At 69.0% G+C, this 13,839-nt stretch carries 15 protein-coding genes; 3 read left to right on the plus strand and 12 right to left on the minus strand.

Annotated elements, in window-relative coordinates; translation table 11 throughout:
- The first annotated feature begins 59 nt into the window (after positions 1-59).
- Positions 60-575 carry a large conductance mechanosensitive channel protein MscL gene (mscL, locus tag ACQCSU_RS10735; protein ID WP_426979694.1) on the plus strand — a complete coding sequence of 172 codons (516 nt, stop codon included), beginning with the start codon at positions 60-62 and terminating at the stop codon, positions 573-575.
- 62 nt (positions 576-637) lie between these two features.
- A complete protein-coding gene (locus ACQCSU_RS10740; RefSeq protein ID WP_426979695.1) occupies positions 638-1,534 on the plus strand; it encodes an amino acid-binding protein in 897 nt (298 codons plus the stop codon).
- On the opposite strand, the gene ACQCSU_RS10745 is transcribed toward ACQCSU_RS10740, so the two are convergent.
- A complete protein-coding gene (locus tag ACQCSU_RS10745) occupies positions 1,531-2,499 on the minus strand; it encodes a diacylglycerol/lipid kinase family protein (RefSeq protein ID WP_426975231.1) in 969 nt (322 codons plus the stop codon). The genes ACQCSU_RS10740 and ACQCSU_RS10745 overlap by 4 nt on opposite strands.
- 229 nt (positions 2,500-2,728) lie before the next feature.
- On the opposite strand from ACQCSU_RS10745, the gene ACQCSU_RS10750 reads away from it, so the two are divergent.
- Positions 2,729-2,968 carry a hypothetical protein gene (locus ACQCSU_RS10750; protein ID WP_426975232.1) on the plus strand — a complete coding sequence of 80 codons (240 nt, stop codon included), beginning with the start codon at positions 2,729-2,731 and terminating at the stop codon, positions 2,966-2,968.
- Positions 2,969-2,971: 3 nt separating this feature from the next.
- Here the strand turns inward: ACQCSU_RS10750 and ACQCSU_RS10755 are convergent, their stop codons facing one another.
- From ACQCSU_RS10755 to ACQCSU_RS10805, 11 genes are all read right to left on the minus strand, one after another.
- Positions 2,972-3,787, minus strand: coding sequence for an IclR family transcriptional regulator domain-containing protein (locus ACQCSU_RS10755; protein ID WP_426975233.1), 816 nt, complete (start codon positions 3,785-3,787; stop codon positions 2,972-2,974).
- A gap of 113 nt (positions 3,788-3,900) precedes the next feature.
- Entirely contained in the window at positions 3,901-4,575 is a 675-nt protein-coding gene (locus tag ACQCSU_RS10760; protein WP_426975234.1) for a 3-oxoacid CoA-transferase subunit B, read from the minus strand.
- 1 nt (position 4,576) lies between these two features.
- On the minus strand, positions 4,577-5,236 hold the full coding sequence (locus tag ACQCSU_RS10765; RefSeq protein WP_426975236.1) for a 3-oxoacid CoA-transferase subunit A: 660 nt from the start codon (positions 5,234-5,236) through the stop codon (positions 4,577-4,579).
- Positions 5,237-5,239: 3 nt separating this feature from the next.
- Positions 5,240-6,466, minus strand: coding sequence for a thiolase family protein (locus ACQCSU_RS10770; protein WP_426975237.1), 1,227 nt, complete (start codon positions 6,464-6,466; stop codon positions 5,240-5,242).
- A gap of 109 nt (positions 6,467-6,575) precedes the next feature.
- Positions 6,576-7,028: a 4-carboxymuconolactone decarboxylase gene (gene pcaC / locus ACQCSU_RS10775; protein ID WP_426975238.1), complete on the minus strand. Its 453-nt coding sequence runs from the start codon at positions 7,026-7,028 to the stop codon at positions 6,576-6,578.
- The gene (locus ACQCSU_RS10780; protein WP_426975240.1) at positions 7,025-7,846 is read right to left on the minus strand and encodes an alpha/beta fold hydrolase; all 822 of its coding nucleotides are present in this window, start codon (positions 7,844-7,846) and stop codon (positions 7,025-7,027) included. Before ACQCSU_RS10780 ends, pcaC begins: the two co-directional genes overlap by 4 nt.
- A complete protein-coding gene (locus ACQCSU_RS10785) occupies positions 7,839-9,338 on the minus strand; it encodes a lyase family protein (RefSeq protein ID WP_426975241.1) in 1,500 nt (499 codons plus the stop codon). The genes ACQCSU_RS10780 and ACQCSU_RS10785 overlap by 8 nt, the downstream gene beginning before the upstream one ends.
- Positions 9,335-9,925, minus strand: coding sequence for a protocatechuate 3,4-dioxygenase subunit alpha (gene pcaG, locus ACQCSU_RS10790; RefSeq protein ID WP_426975242.1), 591 nt, complete (start codon positions 9,923-9,925; stop codon positions 9,335-9,337). The genes ACQCSU_RS10785 and pcaG overlap by 4 nt, the downstream gene beginning before the upstream one ends.
- On the minus strand, positions 9,918-10,814 hold the full coding sequence (gene pcaH / locus ACQCSU_RS10795; protein ID WP_426975243.1) for a protocatechuate 3,4-dioxygenase subunit beta: 897 nt from the start codon (positions 10,812-10,814) through the stop codon (positions 9,918-9,920). The genes pcaG and pcaH overlap by 8 nt, the downstream gene beginning before the upstream one ends.
- A 56-nt stretch (positions 10,815-10,870) precedes the next feature.
- On the minus strand, positions 10,871-12,847 hold the full coding sequence (locus ACQCSU_RS10800) for a bifunctional sugar phosphate isomerase/epimerase/4-hydroxyphenylpyruvate dioxygenase family protein (protein ID WP_426975244.1): 1,977 nt from the start codon (positions 12,845-12,847) through the stop codon (positions 10,871-10,873).
- Positions 12,847-13,728 (minus strand): shikimate dehydrogenase, encoded by an 882-nt coding sequence (locus tag ACQCSU_RS10805; protein ID WP_426975245.1) that lies wholly within the window; start codon positions 13,726-13,728, stop codon positions 12,847-12,849. The genes ACQCSU_RS10800 and ACQCSU_RS10805 overlap by 1 nt, the downstream gene beginning before the upstream one ends.
- Positions 13,729-13,839: the final 111 nt, after the last annotated feature.

The following is a 13,839-nucleotide window of genomic DNA, read 5'->3' on the forward strand; positions in this document are numbered from 1 at the left end:
ATTCCCGCCAACGGAGTCACCACTGGACGACGTACGCCAAGGCACCCCGGAGGACCCCCATGCTCAAAGGATTCAAGGATTTCATCCTGCGCGGCAACGTGATCGAACTGTCCATCGCGGTGGTGGTCGGCACCGCCTTCACCGCCCTCGTCAGCGCATTCACCTCGAACATCGTCAACCCCATCATCGCCGCTGCCGGCGGCGTCGAGACCGACGGACTGGGCTTCCACATCTGGCCGGGCAACCAGAAAACGTTTGTCAATTTCGGCGCGGTCATCACGGCCTTTGTCACCTTCCTGATCACCGCGGCGGTGGTTTACTTCATCTTCGTGGCGCCCATGAACCGGATCAACACGATCGTCAAGAGGCGCCTCGCCACAATGGAACCCGAAGAGGAGCCCGTGCCCGCGGACACCGCCCTGCTCGCCGAAATACGCGACCTGCTGACCCAGCTCGCGGCCCCGGAACGGACCGGCGAACACGCGGCCGGCCACACGGCCGACTACACCAGTGAGCACACGGCCGTCCACGCCGGTGAGCACACGGCCCAACACGCGGGCGCACGCAGCCGCTAGACCGACTGAAAAAGTCACCGGCCCGCAACAGGGCCGTAACAGCAGCCGGACATCATGGAGCCATGAAGCCCACAGCCCATGCCACCTCCGAGCTGAGCTGCGAAGTGTGCGGCCAGATGCCCGAACCGACCAAGGCCCGGCTGACCCTGGCCAATATCGCCGTGATGCTGCCGATCGAACTGCTCGTGCACGCCGCGGTGGTGGAAACCCATCTGCCCTACCTGGCCAAAGTCCTGGTCCTCACCCTGACCGCCACCGTCCTCGTGATCTGGGTCGCGGAGCCCTCCGCGGCCCGGATCCTGCGGAGCTGGCTGCACGCCCCGGCCCTGCGCCACCGCAAGAAGCTGGGAGCGGCCCCGGCCCTCTGGCGGGCCCGCACGGTACTGACGGACCACCCCGGTTCCCTGCAGAAGGTGACGCATTCGCTGGCCCGGCTGGACGCCAACATCCTGAGCATCCACGTCCACCCCGTGGCCGGCGGCGTGCTCGACGAGTTCGTGCTCTCGGCGCCCGGTGAACTGCGCGAAGGCGAACTGCTCCGTGCCCTGCGCGACGGCGGCGGCAGTGAACCGCAGGTCTGGCCCACCACGGCGTTGGCGATGGCGGACGGCCAGACCGGTGCGCTGAGCCTGGCCGCCCGGATCGCGGTGAATCCCGAGGAACTACCGCTGGCGGTGGCGGAACTGCTGCGCGCCCGGATCGAGCCGGCACCGGATGCAGACACGGACCCCGCCGAAACAGCCCCCGAAAGGGACGGCACAGCAGGGGACGGCACACCAGGGGACGGCACACAAGGCGACGGCACCGTCCTGAGGATCCCAACCGCCTGGCACGGACCGATCACGTTCTCCCGGCCCGGCGAACCGTTCACGCCGGCGGAGTCCGCACGCGCCCACCGCCTGGCCGAGCTCGCCGAGATCCTTTCCCGCCGTCCGGCCGCGCCGGCAGATCCTGCCTAGACCGTCATTCGGACTGTCAGGGCCTCGTGTTCGACCGTCACCTTGAGGTGCTTGGCCTTGCCGGTGTGGTCGCCGTCGAGCTGGAATTCCTGCTCGTGATCAAGCTCGATCTCCGCTGACTTGCCCCTGAAGTACTCCACGGACGTGTTCTTGCTGTTCTTCCGGCCGAACACTCCGGCGAGCACGGTGAGCCAGCCAAGCTTCCCTGCGGGCGCCAGGATCACGACGTCGAGGATGCCATCATCCAGCTTGGCGTCGGGGAAGACCTCCACGCCGCCCATGATCTTGCCGCAGTTTCCCACCATCACACTGCGGATCCGGCGGCGGACCGGGTGCTGTCCGTCGATGCTGATCTTCGCCTTGACGGGCTTGCCGGGCAGGTGGCGGATCCCGGCCTCGACGTAGGCGAGCCAGCCCACGCGGTCCTTGAGTCCGTCCACCGTGTTCGCCATGATCGCGGCGTCGTAGCCGAGCCCGGCCATCACGAGAAAAAGCTGTTCGTCCTCCGAGTGGTCCAGGCTCGCCTTGACCACGTCCACCTTGGCATCCGTGCCGGTCAGGATGTCATGGCTGGCGGCAACGGGATCAGTGATGTCGATCCCGAGGTTGCGGGCCAGCAGGTTGCCCGTTCCCATCGGGACGAGGCCCATCGGCGTTCCGGTGCCGGCAAGGATCTCGGCCACGCAACGGACGGTGCCGTCCCCGCCGGCGGCAATGACGACGTCGACCTCCGCCTCCAATGCCTCGCGGGCCTGGCCCAGGCCGGTGTCCTCCGCAGTGGTCTCCAGCCAGAGCGGCTCGGCCCAGCCCTGCGTCTCGCACAGCCGGTGGAAGGCCGCCTTGAAATCTTCGCCCGAGGATTTCATGGGGTTGATGATCACGGCGGCGCGCCTGGGCTGTGTCGTGCCATCAGGCGTTGTGCCTTCAGGCGTTTTGCCATCAAGCGCGGGGTTGTTCTCTGTCATGGTGTCCTTCACGGGCGGGTGGGCGGGAAGTGTCCCGAAGTGAAATCCTAGCGGGATTTCCCCGCGTAACTTAGGCAGCGGGGCCGCCGATCATGGACGTTGCCGCACCGCCGTCACTAAACTGGCCATGCTTATGTACTGGAGCGTGCCGGGCTTTTCTGACAGCCGGCCGGATGCCTGCCCGGATCAGCCGGACAGGCCGCGCTCCGGACAATGGAGGCGGGGGCACATGACCGAACCACAGGAAAACTACTCAGCCGAGGCTGAGGCGTCCAGCACGGATCCCCATGACTGGGGACGGGCGATGGCACTGGCGGTCACGCGGCTGGCTGAGCAGCTCGCACCCGAGGACAGCGAGGACATCCACTCCTCACTCGTGGGTAGGGAACTGCACCTCAAGATCCGTGACGACGCCTCCGGGGTCACCATCACCGTGTCCACGGCACCGGTCAAAGACCCCGAGAGCTGACAGCTAACGCCCGCCGGACAGGTCCGCGGAGACCAGTGCCGCGGTGGCCACGGTAGCCTTCCGCACCGAGTCCAGGTAGGCCTCCGGGTCCGGCTGCGCGGCCACGGACTGGGCCTGCAGCGAGACATTGATCGCGGCGACCACCTTGGGCCCGTCATGGACCGGCGCCGCGACGGACATCAGCCCGAGTTCGAGTTCCTGGTCCAGCAGGCACCAGCCCTGCGAGCGCACCACAGCCAGCTCAGCCTGCAGCGCCTCCCCGGTGCCGATTGCCCGTGGCGTCAGGGGGCGGATCTCGGCGGCGGCGAGGTATTGCGCGAGCTCGGCGGGCGGGAGCGCCGCGAGCAGGACCCGGCCCATCGACGTCGCGTAGGCCGGGAACCGGGTGCCCACCGTGATGCCAACGGTCATGATCCGGCGGGTGGCCACCCGGGCGATGTAGGCGATGTCCGTCCCGTCCAGCACGGCGGCCGAGGTCGATTCGCCCAGCTGGAGCGACAGCTCCTCGAGATGCGGCTGTGCGAGTTGCGGCAGGGACAGCCCGGACAGGTAGGCGTAGCCCAGCTGCAGCACTCTGGCGGTCAGCGCGAAGACCTTGCCGTCGGTGCGGACGTACCCCAGCTCCACCAGGGTGTGCAGGAACCGCCGGGCGGTGGCCCGGGTCAGGTCCGTCCGGGCGGCCACCTCGGTCAGCGTCATCTTCGGGTGGTCCGTGTCGAAGGCCCGGATCACCGCGAGCCCGCGCGCCAGCGACTGCACGTACTGGTCGCTGGCCGCGGGTGCGCCACCGCTCCTGACGCCGCTTGCTGCCTCAATCATTTCCACGCCTCTCGGTCTCGCAACACTTTATCCCGCGCTATCCCGCGCGAACGGGCACTTCAGGCCCCGAAACCGCCGATTTGCGGGCCTGAAGTGCCCGTTCGGCCCCAGGGTCAGACGGCGGCCGCGGCCTTGAGCGGCACGGGCACCATCGCCTGCAGCTCCGCCAGGGTGCAGCCGAAGGTTTCCCGGACCTCGACTCCCTCGGGTCCGGTCAGGAAGACCGCCTTGTCCGTGTACACGCGCGTCACGCAGCCAATCCCGGTCAGCGGATAGGTGCAGGCTTCCACGAGCTTGGACACCCCGTCGCGGGTCAGGAGCGTCATCATCACGAAGACGTCCTTGGCCCCGGTGGCGAGGTCCATCGCGCCGCCGACGGCCGGGATCGCGTCCGGCGCACCGGTGTGCCAGTTGGCGAGGTCCCCGGTGGCCGAGACCTGGAAGGCACCGAGGACGCAGATGTCCAGGTGCCCGCCACGCATGATCGCGAAGGAGTCGGCGTGGTGGAAGTAGGACGCCCCGGGCTGTTCGGTCACCGGGATCTTGCCGGCGTTGATGAGGTCGCCGTCGATCTGGTCCCCGGTGGCTTCCGGGCCCATGCCGAGCATGCCGTTCTCGGTGTGGAGCGTGATGTTCTGCTCCGGCGCAAGATAGTTGGAGACCAGCGTGGGCTGGCCGATGCCGAGGTTCACGAAGGAGCCCGGCTTGATGTCCCGGGCCACCAGTCGGGCCAGGTCATCGCGCCCCAGCGGCTTGTCGGAGGTCTGGATACTCGTCTGGACGCTCATCTCAGGCCACCTTCACAATGCTGTTGACGTAGATTCCGGGGGTCACGATGATTTCCGGGTCGAGGCCGCCCGTGGGCACGATCTCGGACACCTGGACCACGGTGTGCCTGGCGGCTGCGGCCATGATGGGGCCGAAGTTCCGGGCGGTCTTGCGGTAGACGAGGTTGCCCTTCCCGTCCGCCGTGAGCGCCTTGATGAGGGCGACGTCGGCGTGGATGGGGGTCTCGAAGACCTGGCCGCGGCCGTCGAGGATGCGGGTTTCCTTGCCCTCGGCCAGCGTGGTGCCGTAGCCGGTGGGGGTGAAGAAGCCGCCGATCCCGGCGCCGGCGGCGCGGATCCGCTCGGCCAGGTTGCCCTGCGGCACGAGTTCGAGCTCGATCTCGCCGGCGCGGAACTTGGCGTCGAAGTGCCAGGAGTCGGACTGCCGCGGGAAGGAGCAGATCATCTTTTTCACCCGGCCTTCCTTGATCAGCAGCGCGAGGCCCTGGTCGCCCTGGCCGGCGTTGTTGTTGACCACCGTCAGGTCCGTGGCGCCGCAGTCCATCAGGGCGTCGATGAGTTCGAACGGCTGGCCGGCGTTGCCGAAGCCGCCGATCATCACCGTGGAGCCGTCTTTGACGCCGGCGACGGCCTCGCCGACGCTGTCTACGAAGTTCAGCATGTCCTATCCCTTTACTGTGACTGTTTTTGCCGACGGTACGGCGGAAGCGGTGACGTTTTCAAGGACCACGGCCAGGCCCTGGCCGACGCCGATGCAGATCGCGGCGACGCCCCAGCGCTCACCGGAGGCCTGCAGGCTGCGGGCCAGGGTGCCGAGGATGCGGCCGCCGGAGGCGCCGAGCGGGTGGCCCATGGCGATGGCGCCGCCGTGCCGGTTCACGATTCCCGGGTCGATGCCCCAGGCGTTGATGCAGGCCAGGGACTGCGCGGCGAAGGCCTCGTTGAGTTCGACGGCGCCCACCTGGTCCCAGCCGATGCCGGCCTTGGCGAGGGCCTTGTTGGCGGCCTCCACCGGGGCGTAGCCGAAGAACTGGGGATCATTCGCGTGCGCGCCGCGGCCGGCGATGCGGGCCAGCGGCTCCAGGCCGAGCATGCCGGCGGCGTTCTCGCTGCCGAGCCAGGCCGCGGAGGCGCCGTCGGACAGCGGGGAGGCGTTGCCGGCGGTGACGGTGCCGTTCTCGGTGCGGAACACGGTCTTGAGCCCGGCAAGCTTCTCGGCCGAGGAGCCGGCGCGGATGCCCTCGTCGCGGGTGAGGCCTGTGCCCGGCACCATGGTGACGAGGTTGTCGTAGAAGCCTTCATCCCAGGCCGCGGCGGCGAGATTGTGCGAGCTGGCGGAGAATTCGTCCTGCTGTTCGCGGGTCACGCCGTACTTTTCGCGTAGCCGTTCCGTGGCCTCGCCCAGGGAGATGGTCCACTCGGCGGGCATCGCCTTGTTGACCAGACGCCAGCCCAGCGTGGTGGAGGCCAGGGTGAGGTCCCCTGCCGGGTAGGGCTTCTCGGTCTTGGGCAACACCCAGGGGGCGCGGCTCATGGATTCGACGCCGCCGATCAGCATCAGCTCCGCGTCGCCGGTGTTGACCTGGCGGGACGCGATGATGGCCGCGTCCAGCGAGGAGCCGCAGAGCCGGTTGACGGTGGTGCCCGGGATCGAGACCGGCAGCCCGGCCAGCAAGGTGCCCATCCGGGCGACGTTGCGGTTTTCCTCGCCGGCGCCGTTGGCGTTGCCGAACACTACTTCGTCGATCTGCTCGACGTCGAGCTTCGGGGCGCGCTTGACGATCTCGCCGATTACGTGCGCGGCGAGGTCGTCCGGGCGGACGGCGGCGAGGCTGCCGCCGAACTTGCCGAAGGGTGTCCGCACGGCGTCGTACACAAAAGCCTGATTCATTTTGCTCCTCTGATTCTGTGTGAGCGAAAGCTCCGGGGAAAGGCTGTGGGTACCCAACTAGGTAGCAGTAATTGTCGTTATGAGGGCCCAAAACGACACTTAGTGCTGCCTAGTTGGGTGGAGTAGCGGTTGCGTCGAGCTCGGCAAACACCTGCTGGGCGGTCTTGAAGGCGGTATTGGCGGAGGGAACCCCGCAGTAGATGGCGGTCTGCAGCAGGATTTCCTTGACCTCGTCCCTGCTCAGGCCGTTGGTGAGGGCGGCGCGGATGTGCATGGCCAGTTCTTCCCAGTGCCCGTGGGCCACCATCGCGGTGATGGTGACAGCGGAGCGCATCTGCCGGGTCAGGCCCGGCCGGGTCCAGATGCCGCCCCAGGCGATGCGGGTGATCATGTCCTGGAAGTCCTCGGTGAAGGCATCCTTGGTGGCGTTGGCGCGGTCCACGTGCGCGGCCCCGAGCACCTCGCGGCGGACGGCCATGCCGCCGTCGTAGATTTGCTGGCTGGTGGCGTCGGGCTGGACAACGCCATTTCTTTCCGGTCCGCTGCGCTCGGCGGCCGTCACTTGCCGGCTCCGCGGGATTCGGTCCAGGCGATGAGGCTCCGCAGCAGTTCGGCAACGTGCGCGGGTGCCTCAAACGGAGCCAGGTGTGCCACGCCCCCGAGTGTCACGGCACTCGCGGTGCCTCCGCCCGCGGTGATGCCTTCGGCGATCTCCTCGGCGAACGACGGCGGGGCGACGGTGTCGTGCGCGCCGGCGACGGCCTGGGTGGGGACGCTGATGCTGCCGAGGTTGTTCCGGACGTCATAGGCGGCGAGGGCTTCGCAGCAGAAGGCGTAGCTGAAGCGGTCGGCATCGCGCAGGGCGTGCAAGAGGCGGCTGCTGCGCTCGGGCTCGCGGTCCATGAAGCCGGGGCCGAACCAGCGCTGCGCCGAGCCCTGGATCATCACCGGGGTGCCCTGGGTGCGCACGGTGTCGGCGCGTTCCAGCCACCCTTCGGGGGTTCCGAGCTTCGCCCCGGAACACTGCACGGACAGGCTCTTGAGCCGTTCGCCGTGCTTGATCCCCAGCTGCAGCCCGGTGGCGCCGCCGAGGGAGACGCCGGCGTAGTGGAAGCGCGCACCCGGCGCGATCGAATCGACCAGCTCGACGACGGCGTCGGCCAGTTCCGCGACGCTGAAGGTTTCCGTGGCGGCGGGCGAGATGCCATGGCCGGGAAGGTCCCAGGCGACGACGTCGACGTCCTGCTCCCCGAGCAGCGCTCCGGCCTGGGTCCACAGGAACGTTGAGGTGCCCAGGGACGGCCCCAGCACCAGGAGGGGCTTGTCCCCGAGCGGGCGCTGGGGGGAAAGCAGTACTGCCTTGACTGTTGGTCTAGCCACGGGAGGCTCCGTTCAGGTCGGGGGTCGGTGAGGCGTCGGGGGCGCCGGCTGCGGTTCCGGCGTACTCGGGGTAGGCCGCGAGGATGCGGCGGGAAATTTCGGCGGCCAGGCCGAGGTAGTTCGCCGGATCCAGCAGTTCCTCAAGCCGGGCGTCGGAGAGTTTTTCGTCCGGGACGGCCGCGCGGAGGAGGCGGCGGTAGGTGGAGGCCTGTTCCGAAGCCGGTGCCCGGAGCGCCTGGTCCACGACCGCCTGGAGCTGTTGCTTGCCGGTATGGCCTGAATCGTCCGGTCCCAGGAGCGGTGCCACCGCAGCGGATACGCCCTCGCTGAGCAGCAGCGGTCCGGAGAGGCCGAGGTTGCGGCGCATGGCGCCGGGGAAGACCTGCAGCCCTTCGGCGAGTTCGCGGAGCTGCCCGGCGGCACCGAGGGCGAGCCGGAGCAGCTGGCGGAGCGCCGGCCATTCGCTGTGCCAGGCACCGTCGGGGCGTTCGTCGTTGAAGTTGGCGGCGGCGAGGTGCAGCTGGGCGGCCTGCCCGGGTGCCTGCAGGGCTGCGCTGCGGATCAGCACGGACAGCACGGGGTTCTGCTTCTGCGGCATGGCCGAGGAGCCTCCCCGGCCGGCGGCGCGCGGCTCGGCCAGCTCGGCGACTTCCGGGCGGCTCAGGAAGAGCACATCGGCGGCGATCTTGCCGGCGGCGTCGGTCACGGCGGCCAGGGCATCGCCCAGTGCGGTGACGGCGAGCCGGTTGGTGTGCCACGGCGCGGGGACGGGCGCGAGGCCCAGTCCGGCGGCCAGACGGTCGGCCAGGTCAAAGGGCGTGACTGCGATGCCGGCGGTCAGCACGGTGCCCGCGGCCAGGGTTCCGGCCGCTCCCCCGGCCTGTACCGGCAGTTCAATGGCCCCCAGCCGGCGCGCCGCGGCGGCCAGTCCGGCGAACCATTGCGCGGCCTTGAGCCCGAATGTGAACGGCAGCGAATGCTGGGTCAGGCTGCGGCCCACGCACAGCGTTTCCGCGTGCTGTTCCGCGAGGGCGGACAGCGCCGAAGTCGCTGCCACGAGCTCGGTGAAGAGCCCGCGGAGGGCGTCCCGGGCCAGCAGCATGAGGGCCGTATCGAGGACGTCCTGGCTGGTCAGCGAGGCGTGTACGGCGAGGTCAGCGCCGATTCCGCCGGTGTCGAGGGCCCGGATCTGGGCACGGAGATCTGCCAGCAGCGGGATCACCGGGTTACCGCCGCCCTGGGCGCGTACGGCGATGTCCACGACGTCGTATCGGCTCACGTCGGCTGCTGCCGCCACCACGGCGGCGGAACCGGCCGGGGTGAGGGACGCCACCTCCAGGACCTGGGCCCAGGCGGCCTCGACCTGCAGGATGGCGGCCAGGACAGCCCGGTCCCCGGTCAGCGCCGCCACAAAGGGCGACGCCGACACGGGACTCAGCAGGCCAAAATCGCCGTGCAGGCCGGCGCCGCCGTCGGATTCGAAGGATGTCACTTCGAGGCGTCCTGTGTTTTTGTTCCATGGAAGTCGAGGAACACGGTCTCGCCCTCGCCCTGGAGCCGGAGGTCCCAGGTCAGGCCGCCGTCGGCGTCCCGGCGTGCGATCAGCGTCTGGCGGCGTTCCGGCTCGAGCGAGGACAGCAGCGCGTCTGCGGCCAGGGCCTTCTCGTTTTCCGGCAGGTAGATACGCGTGAAGAGCCGGTTCATCAGGCCGCGGGCGAAGACCGCGACGGAGATGAACGGCGCCGCGCCTTCTTCTGTGGGACCCGGGTTCACCGTCGTGAAGGTGTAGGCCCCGGTGTTGCCCACCGCGCTGCGGCCGAAGCCGGTGAAGGTGTAGCCGTCCCGCACGAGCGAACCCGCGTGCTGCGGGACATTGCCGTCGGCGTCGGCCTGCCAGATTTCCAGGATCGCGTCCGGGATCGGGTGTCCGGCGCCGTCGTAGACCGTGCCCTGCAGCCGGATGGAGCCCGGGGAGCCGGGAGCCAGGAGCTCGCGGTCCTTCGGGTAGGGCAGCGCGTAGCCGTAGAACGGTCCGACGGTCTGTCCGGGGGTGGGGGTGAGTTTGGTGGGGTTACTCATGATCATCACTTTCTGCTCCCAGGGCCTCGTTCTCGGTCCAGGTCCGCTTCGACCCGGTCAGGACAATGTCCCAGTTGTACGCCAGCGCCCATTCGGGCCTGGTCTGCTCGTGGTTGTACGTGGCCACGAGCCGGTCCCGGGCGTCCTTGTCCACGATGGACTGGTAGATCGGGTCCAGCGGGAAGAGCTGGTCCCCGGGGAAGTACATCTGGGTGACGATCCGCTGGGTGAATTCCTGGCCGAACAGCGAGAAGTGGATGTGCGCCGGGCGCCAGGCGTTGAGGTGGTTCTTCCAGGGGTAGGCGCCGGGCTTGATGGTGGTGAAACTGTAGGAGCCGTCGGCACCCGTGATGCAGCGGCCGACGCCGGTGAAGTTCGGGTCGAGGGGGGCCGGGTGCTGGTCCCTCTTGTGGATGTAGCGGCCGGCGGAGTTGGCCTGCCAGATCTCCACGAGCTGCCCGGCCACGGGACGGCCGTCGCCGTCGAGCACGCGGCCCGAGACGACGATGCGTTCGCCCAGCGGTTCCCCGTTGTGCTGGATGGTGAGGTCCGATTCCAGCGCGTGCACGTCCATGTGCCCGAACGCCGGGGAGAACAGCTCGATGGTTTCCGGGTCCGCGTGGTGCAGGTCCTTGGTCGGATGGCGCAGGATGCTGCTGCGGTAGGGCGCGTAGTCCAGCCGGGGCTGGACCTCGGCCGGGGCGCCGTTCTGGAGCGCCTGTGCGTAGGCGTCGCCAAGGGCTTTCATCTCGGCGCTGAGGTCCGCCTGCGACTCCGCGGCGGCATCCAGCGGCGGGTGCGTCGTCGGTGCGGCCCCGGTGGCTTTGTCGGACACGTCCTCGGTGAGCGGATCCGCGTTGTAGACCTCGAGGTTGATCTCTTCAGGCACGGCAGCCTCCTTTTCGTTGGGTGTGGGTACTGGTCGGTTCGGCCAGGGGGTTCGGCTCAGGGGGTGGGCTTCAGCTGGTGCAGGTGGTCGTACTGGACGGCGTGCCGCACCGGGGCGTTCGGTGCCCCGTAGCCGTCGTAGGCGCCGCGGCGTTCCACCATTTCAAAGAACACGCTGCCGACGGTGGCGGTGTAGAAGTGCAGGAATTCGCCGTCGGCATCGCGGTCGTAGAGCAGGTTGAGCTCCCGGAGGGTGGCCAGGAAAGCCGGCTCCAGGTCGAACCGCGCCTCCAGATCCTCGTAGTAGTTTTCCGGGATCCGCAGGAAGTCCAGGCCGCGGGCCTGGGCGGCGCGGGCCGTCGCCACGAGGTCGTCCACCGCGAAGGCAATGTGTTCCTGGTAGCTCCGGCGCTGGCCGGTGCCGCCGGTCCCTGCCGCGCTCGGCGTGGTCCCTTCCTGCTGGAGCAGCGGGGCCAGGTTCAGCACCAGGCGGACGCCGCGGTCCCGGGTCAGCATCACCTGGGAGCGGACCAGCCCGGTGGGGCTGGCGACTTCGGCGTACGGCTGCGGTTCCAGCGCGAGGGCGCTCGTGTAGAAGAGCACGGCTTCGTCGAAGTGCTGCCAAGGCTGGGCGAGGTTGACGTGGTCGATCACGGCGCCCGGAGCCCCGGCCCGGCCCGCGGCGGGGAGTTCCAGTCCTTCGCCGAATTCCCGGGTCCACGCGGCGGTGCCGTCGGGGCTGCCCTGGCAGAGGAAGATCTCGGTGGAGTCCGGGGCCGCGAAGCCCTGGAAGATCTCCTCGTCGGCCTGGCTCTTGCGCGGCACGGCCGGGGCCTTGAGCTGCTGGGCGCGGGCGGCGGCAATCACCGGGGAATCGACGTCGAACCCCACCGCGGAAATGGCAGCGGAAATGGCAGGGGCGGTGGCCGTCCCGGAACTTTCGGCACCCGCCGACTCTTCGTTGATGATGACGCGGGCGTGACCCATGGTCCACAATTGCACGTTCTTGGTCCGGTGCCGGCCGTTGAACGCGAAGCCGAGCTGGCCCAGCAGGGTCTCCAGCGCGGCGGTGTCCGCAGCCCGGACCTCGGCGAAGTTGAAACCGGCGGGTTCGGCCACCTGCGGGAGCGTGGCCAGTTCCATCGGGTACCGGCGGCGGGTACCCGGGACGAGGCCGGCGGACTGGCCGTCCGGGCCGGCGGCAGCCGGGTTCGCGTCGAGCCACTTGGCGCTTTGTTCCTCCAGCCAGATGAGCGAGCGCATGGCATCCACGGCGGTGCGTTCGACGTCGGACTGGCGGAAGACGTCGTTGAAGACCTCGAGGGAGACCGGTCCGGTGTAGCCGGCCCGGACCACGTGGCCCAGGAATTTGGCGAGTTCGAACTGCCCCTCGCCCGGGAACACGCGGTAGTGCCGGCTCCAGGACAGCACGTCCAAGGACAGCTTCGGCGCATCGGCGACCTGCACGAAGAAGATCTTGTCCGGATTGAAGGACTCGATCGGCGCGGTGTCCCAGTCACGGGACAGGATGTGGAAGGAGTCCAGGCAGGTGCCCAGATTGGGGTGGTCCACCGTCTGCACCAGCCGGTGGGCATGCTCGTAGTCGTTGACATATTTGCCCCACGCGAGCGCCTCGTAGGCCACCTTGATGCCGTGGTCGGCGGCGAGCCCGGCCAGCCGGGAAAGCTGGGCGGCGCGGAGGTCGTCGTCGTCGATGCTGGCGGTGCCCACGTTGGAGCAGACCAGGACGGTGTCCATGCCGAGGCGGGACATCAGCCGGAACTTGGCCTCCGCGCGGCGCAGGTTGGCGGCGAGCAGTTCCTCCGGGACGCTGTCGAAGTCGCGGAACGGCTGGTAGAGATCCAGGCTCAGGCCCAGGTCCGCGGCCATCTTCCGGACGTCCTCCGGGCTCAGCGGGGACGTGACGAGGTCCTGCTCGAAGATCTCGATCCCGTCGAAGCCGGCGACGGCGCAGGCCTGCAACTTCTCCCGCAGCGTGCCGGAGAGGCACACGGTGGCGATTCCGGTGCGCATCAGGCGGCCACCTCTTCCGCGGCGACGAGCTCCAGGAAGTGGGCCCGCATACGCTCCGCATCGGGCTCGAGACCGGTGAAGATCCGGAAGGCGTCGGCAGCCTGGCCGACGGCCATCCGTCCGCCGTCGAGCACCTCGCAGCCCTTCGCCCGGGCCTCGCGGACCAGTTCGGTCTCGATCGGGCGGTAGACGATGTCCGCGACCCAGTGCCGGGACTCCACGTGGGACATGTCCAGCGGAACGCCCGGGTGGGCGGCCATGCCCACCGGGGTGCAGTGCACCAGACCGTCGGCCTGCGGCATCAGCCGCGGCAGCTCCGCCGTCGTCCGGGCCGTGACTTTCTGGTCCGGAAAGAACCCGGCGAGTTCGGTGGCGCGCGCCGCGCAGCGCCCGGCGTAGGTGTCCACGAGCTCGAGTTCTTGGACCCCGGCGGTGAGCAGGGCGTAGGCGACGGCGGACCCGGCACCGCCGGCGCCCAGCTGCACCACGCGGTCCAGCTTGGCGCCGGGCAGGCCCGAGGCCAGGGCCGCGGCGAAGCCGGAGAAATCGGTGTTGTGGCCGACGAATCGGCCGTCCCGGATGGTCACTGTGTTCACCGCGCCGAGGCGCCGGGCGTCGGGCGTGACCTCATCCAGGCATTCCAGGACCAGCTGCTTGCACGGGTGGGTGATGTTCAGCCCGTTGAAGCCGAGGCGCTGCGCGCCGGTGAGGAGCTCGCCCACGGCCGCGCCGGGGAGCCCCAGCTCCAGGAGGTCGATGGGGCGGTAGAGGTACCGGAGGCCCTGGAGGTCGCCTTCGCGTTCGTGCATATAGGGAGTAAGTGACGGCATCACGCCGTCACCCACCAGTCCCACGAGGAAGGACTCTGCTCGATTGCTCATCCGTATAGCTCCTTTGACAACGGCACTCGGCCGGCGGGGACGCCCAGGGCGTCGCCGGCGGGCCGGGGGATGGGGATTACTGTAGCGCAAATGTTCACATCTTGCACGGTT

The organism is Pseudarthrobacter sp. O4, assembly GCF_050157025.1.
In the GTDB taxonomy this organism is placed as follows: domain Bacteria; phylum Actinomycetota; class Actinomycetes; order Actinomycetales; family Micrococcaceae; genus Arthrobacter.

Bases quoted from the DNA above. Each gene is read 5' to 3' on its own strand.
- mscL (WP_426979694.1), top strand. From the start codon at position 60: ATGCTCAAAGGATTCAAGGATTTCATCCTGCGCGGCAACGTGATCGAA.
- ACQCSU_RS10740 (WP_426979695.1), top strand. From the start codon at position 638: ATGAAGCCCACAGCCCATGCCACCTCCGAGCTGAGCTGCGAAGTGTGC.
- ACQCSU_RS10745 (WP_426975231.1), bottom strand. From the start codon at position 2,499: ATGACAGAGAACAACCCCGCGCTTGATGGCAAAACGCCTGAAGGCACA.
- ACQCSU_RS10750 (WP_426975232.1), top strand. From the start codon at position 2,729: ATGACCGAACCACAGGAAAACTACTCAGCCGAGGCTGAGGCGTCCAGC.
- ACQCSU_RS10755 (WP_426975233.1), bottom strand. From the start codon at position 3,787: ATGATTGAGGCAGCAAGCGGCGTCAGGAGCGGTGGCGCACCCGCGGCC.
- ACQCSU_RS10760 (WP_426975234.1), bottom strand. From the start codon at position 4,575: ATGAGCGTCCAGACGAGTATCCAGACCTCCGACAAGCCGCTGGGGCGC.
- ACQCSU_RS10765 (WP_426975236.1), bottom strand. From the start codon at position 5,236: ATGCTGAACTTCGTAGACAGCGTCGGCGAGGCCGTCGCCGGCGTCAAA.
- ACQCSU_RS10770 (WP_426975237.1), bottom strand. From the start codon at position 6,466: ATGAATCAGGCTTTTGTGTACGACGCCGTGCGGACACCCTTCGGCAAG.
- pcaG (WP_426975242.1), bottom strand. From the start codon at position 9,925: ATGAGTAACCCCACCAAACTCACCCCCACCCCCGGACAGACCGTCGGA.
- ACQCSU_RS10800 (WP_426975244.1), bottom strand. From the start codon at position 12,847: ATGCGCACCGGAATCGCCACCGTGTGCCTCTCCGGCACGCTGCGGGAG.
- ACQCSU_RS10805 (WP_426975245.1), bottom strand. From the start codon at position 13,728: ATGAGCAATCGAGCAGAGTCCTTCCTCGTGGGACTGGTGGGTGACGGC.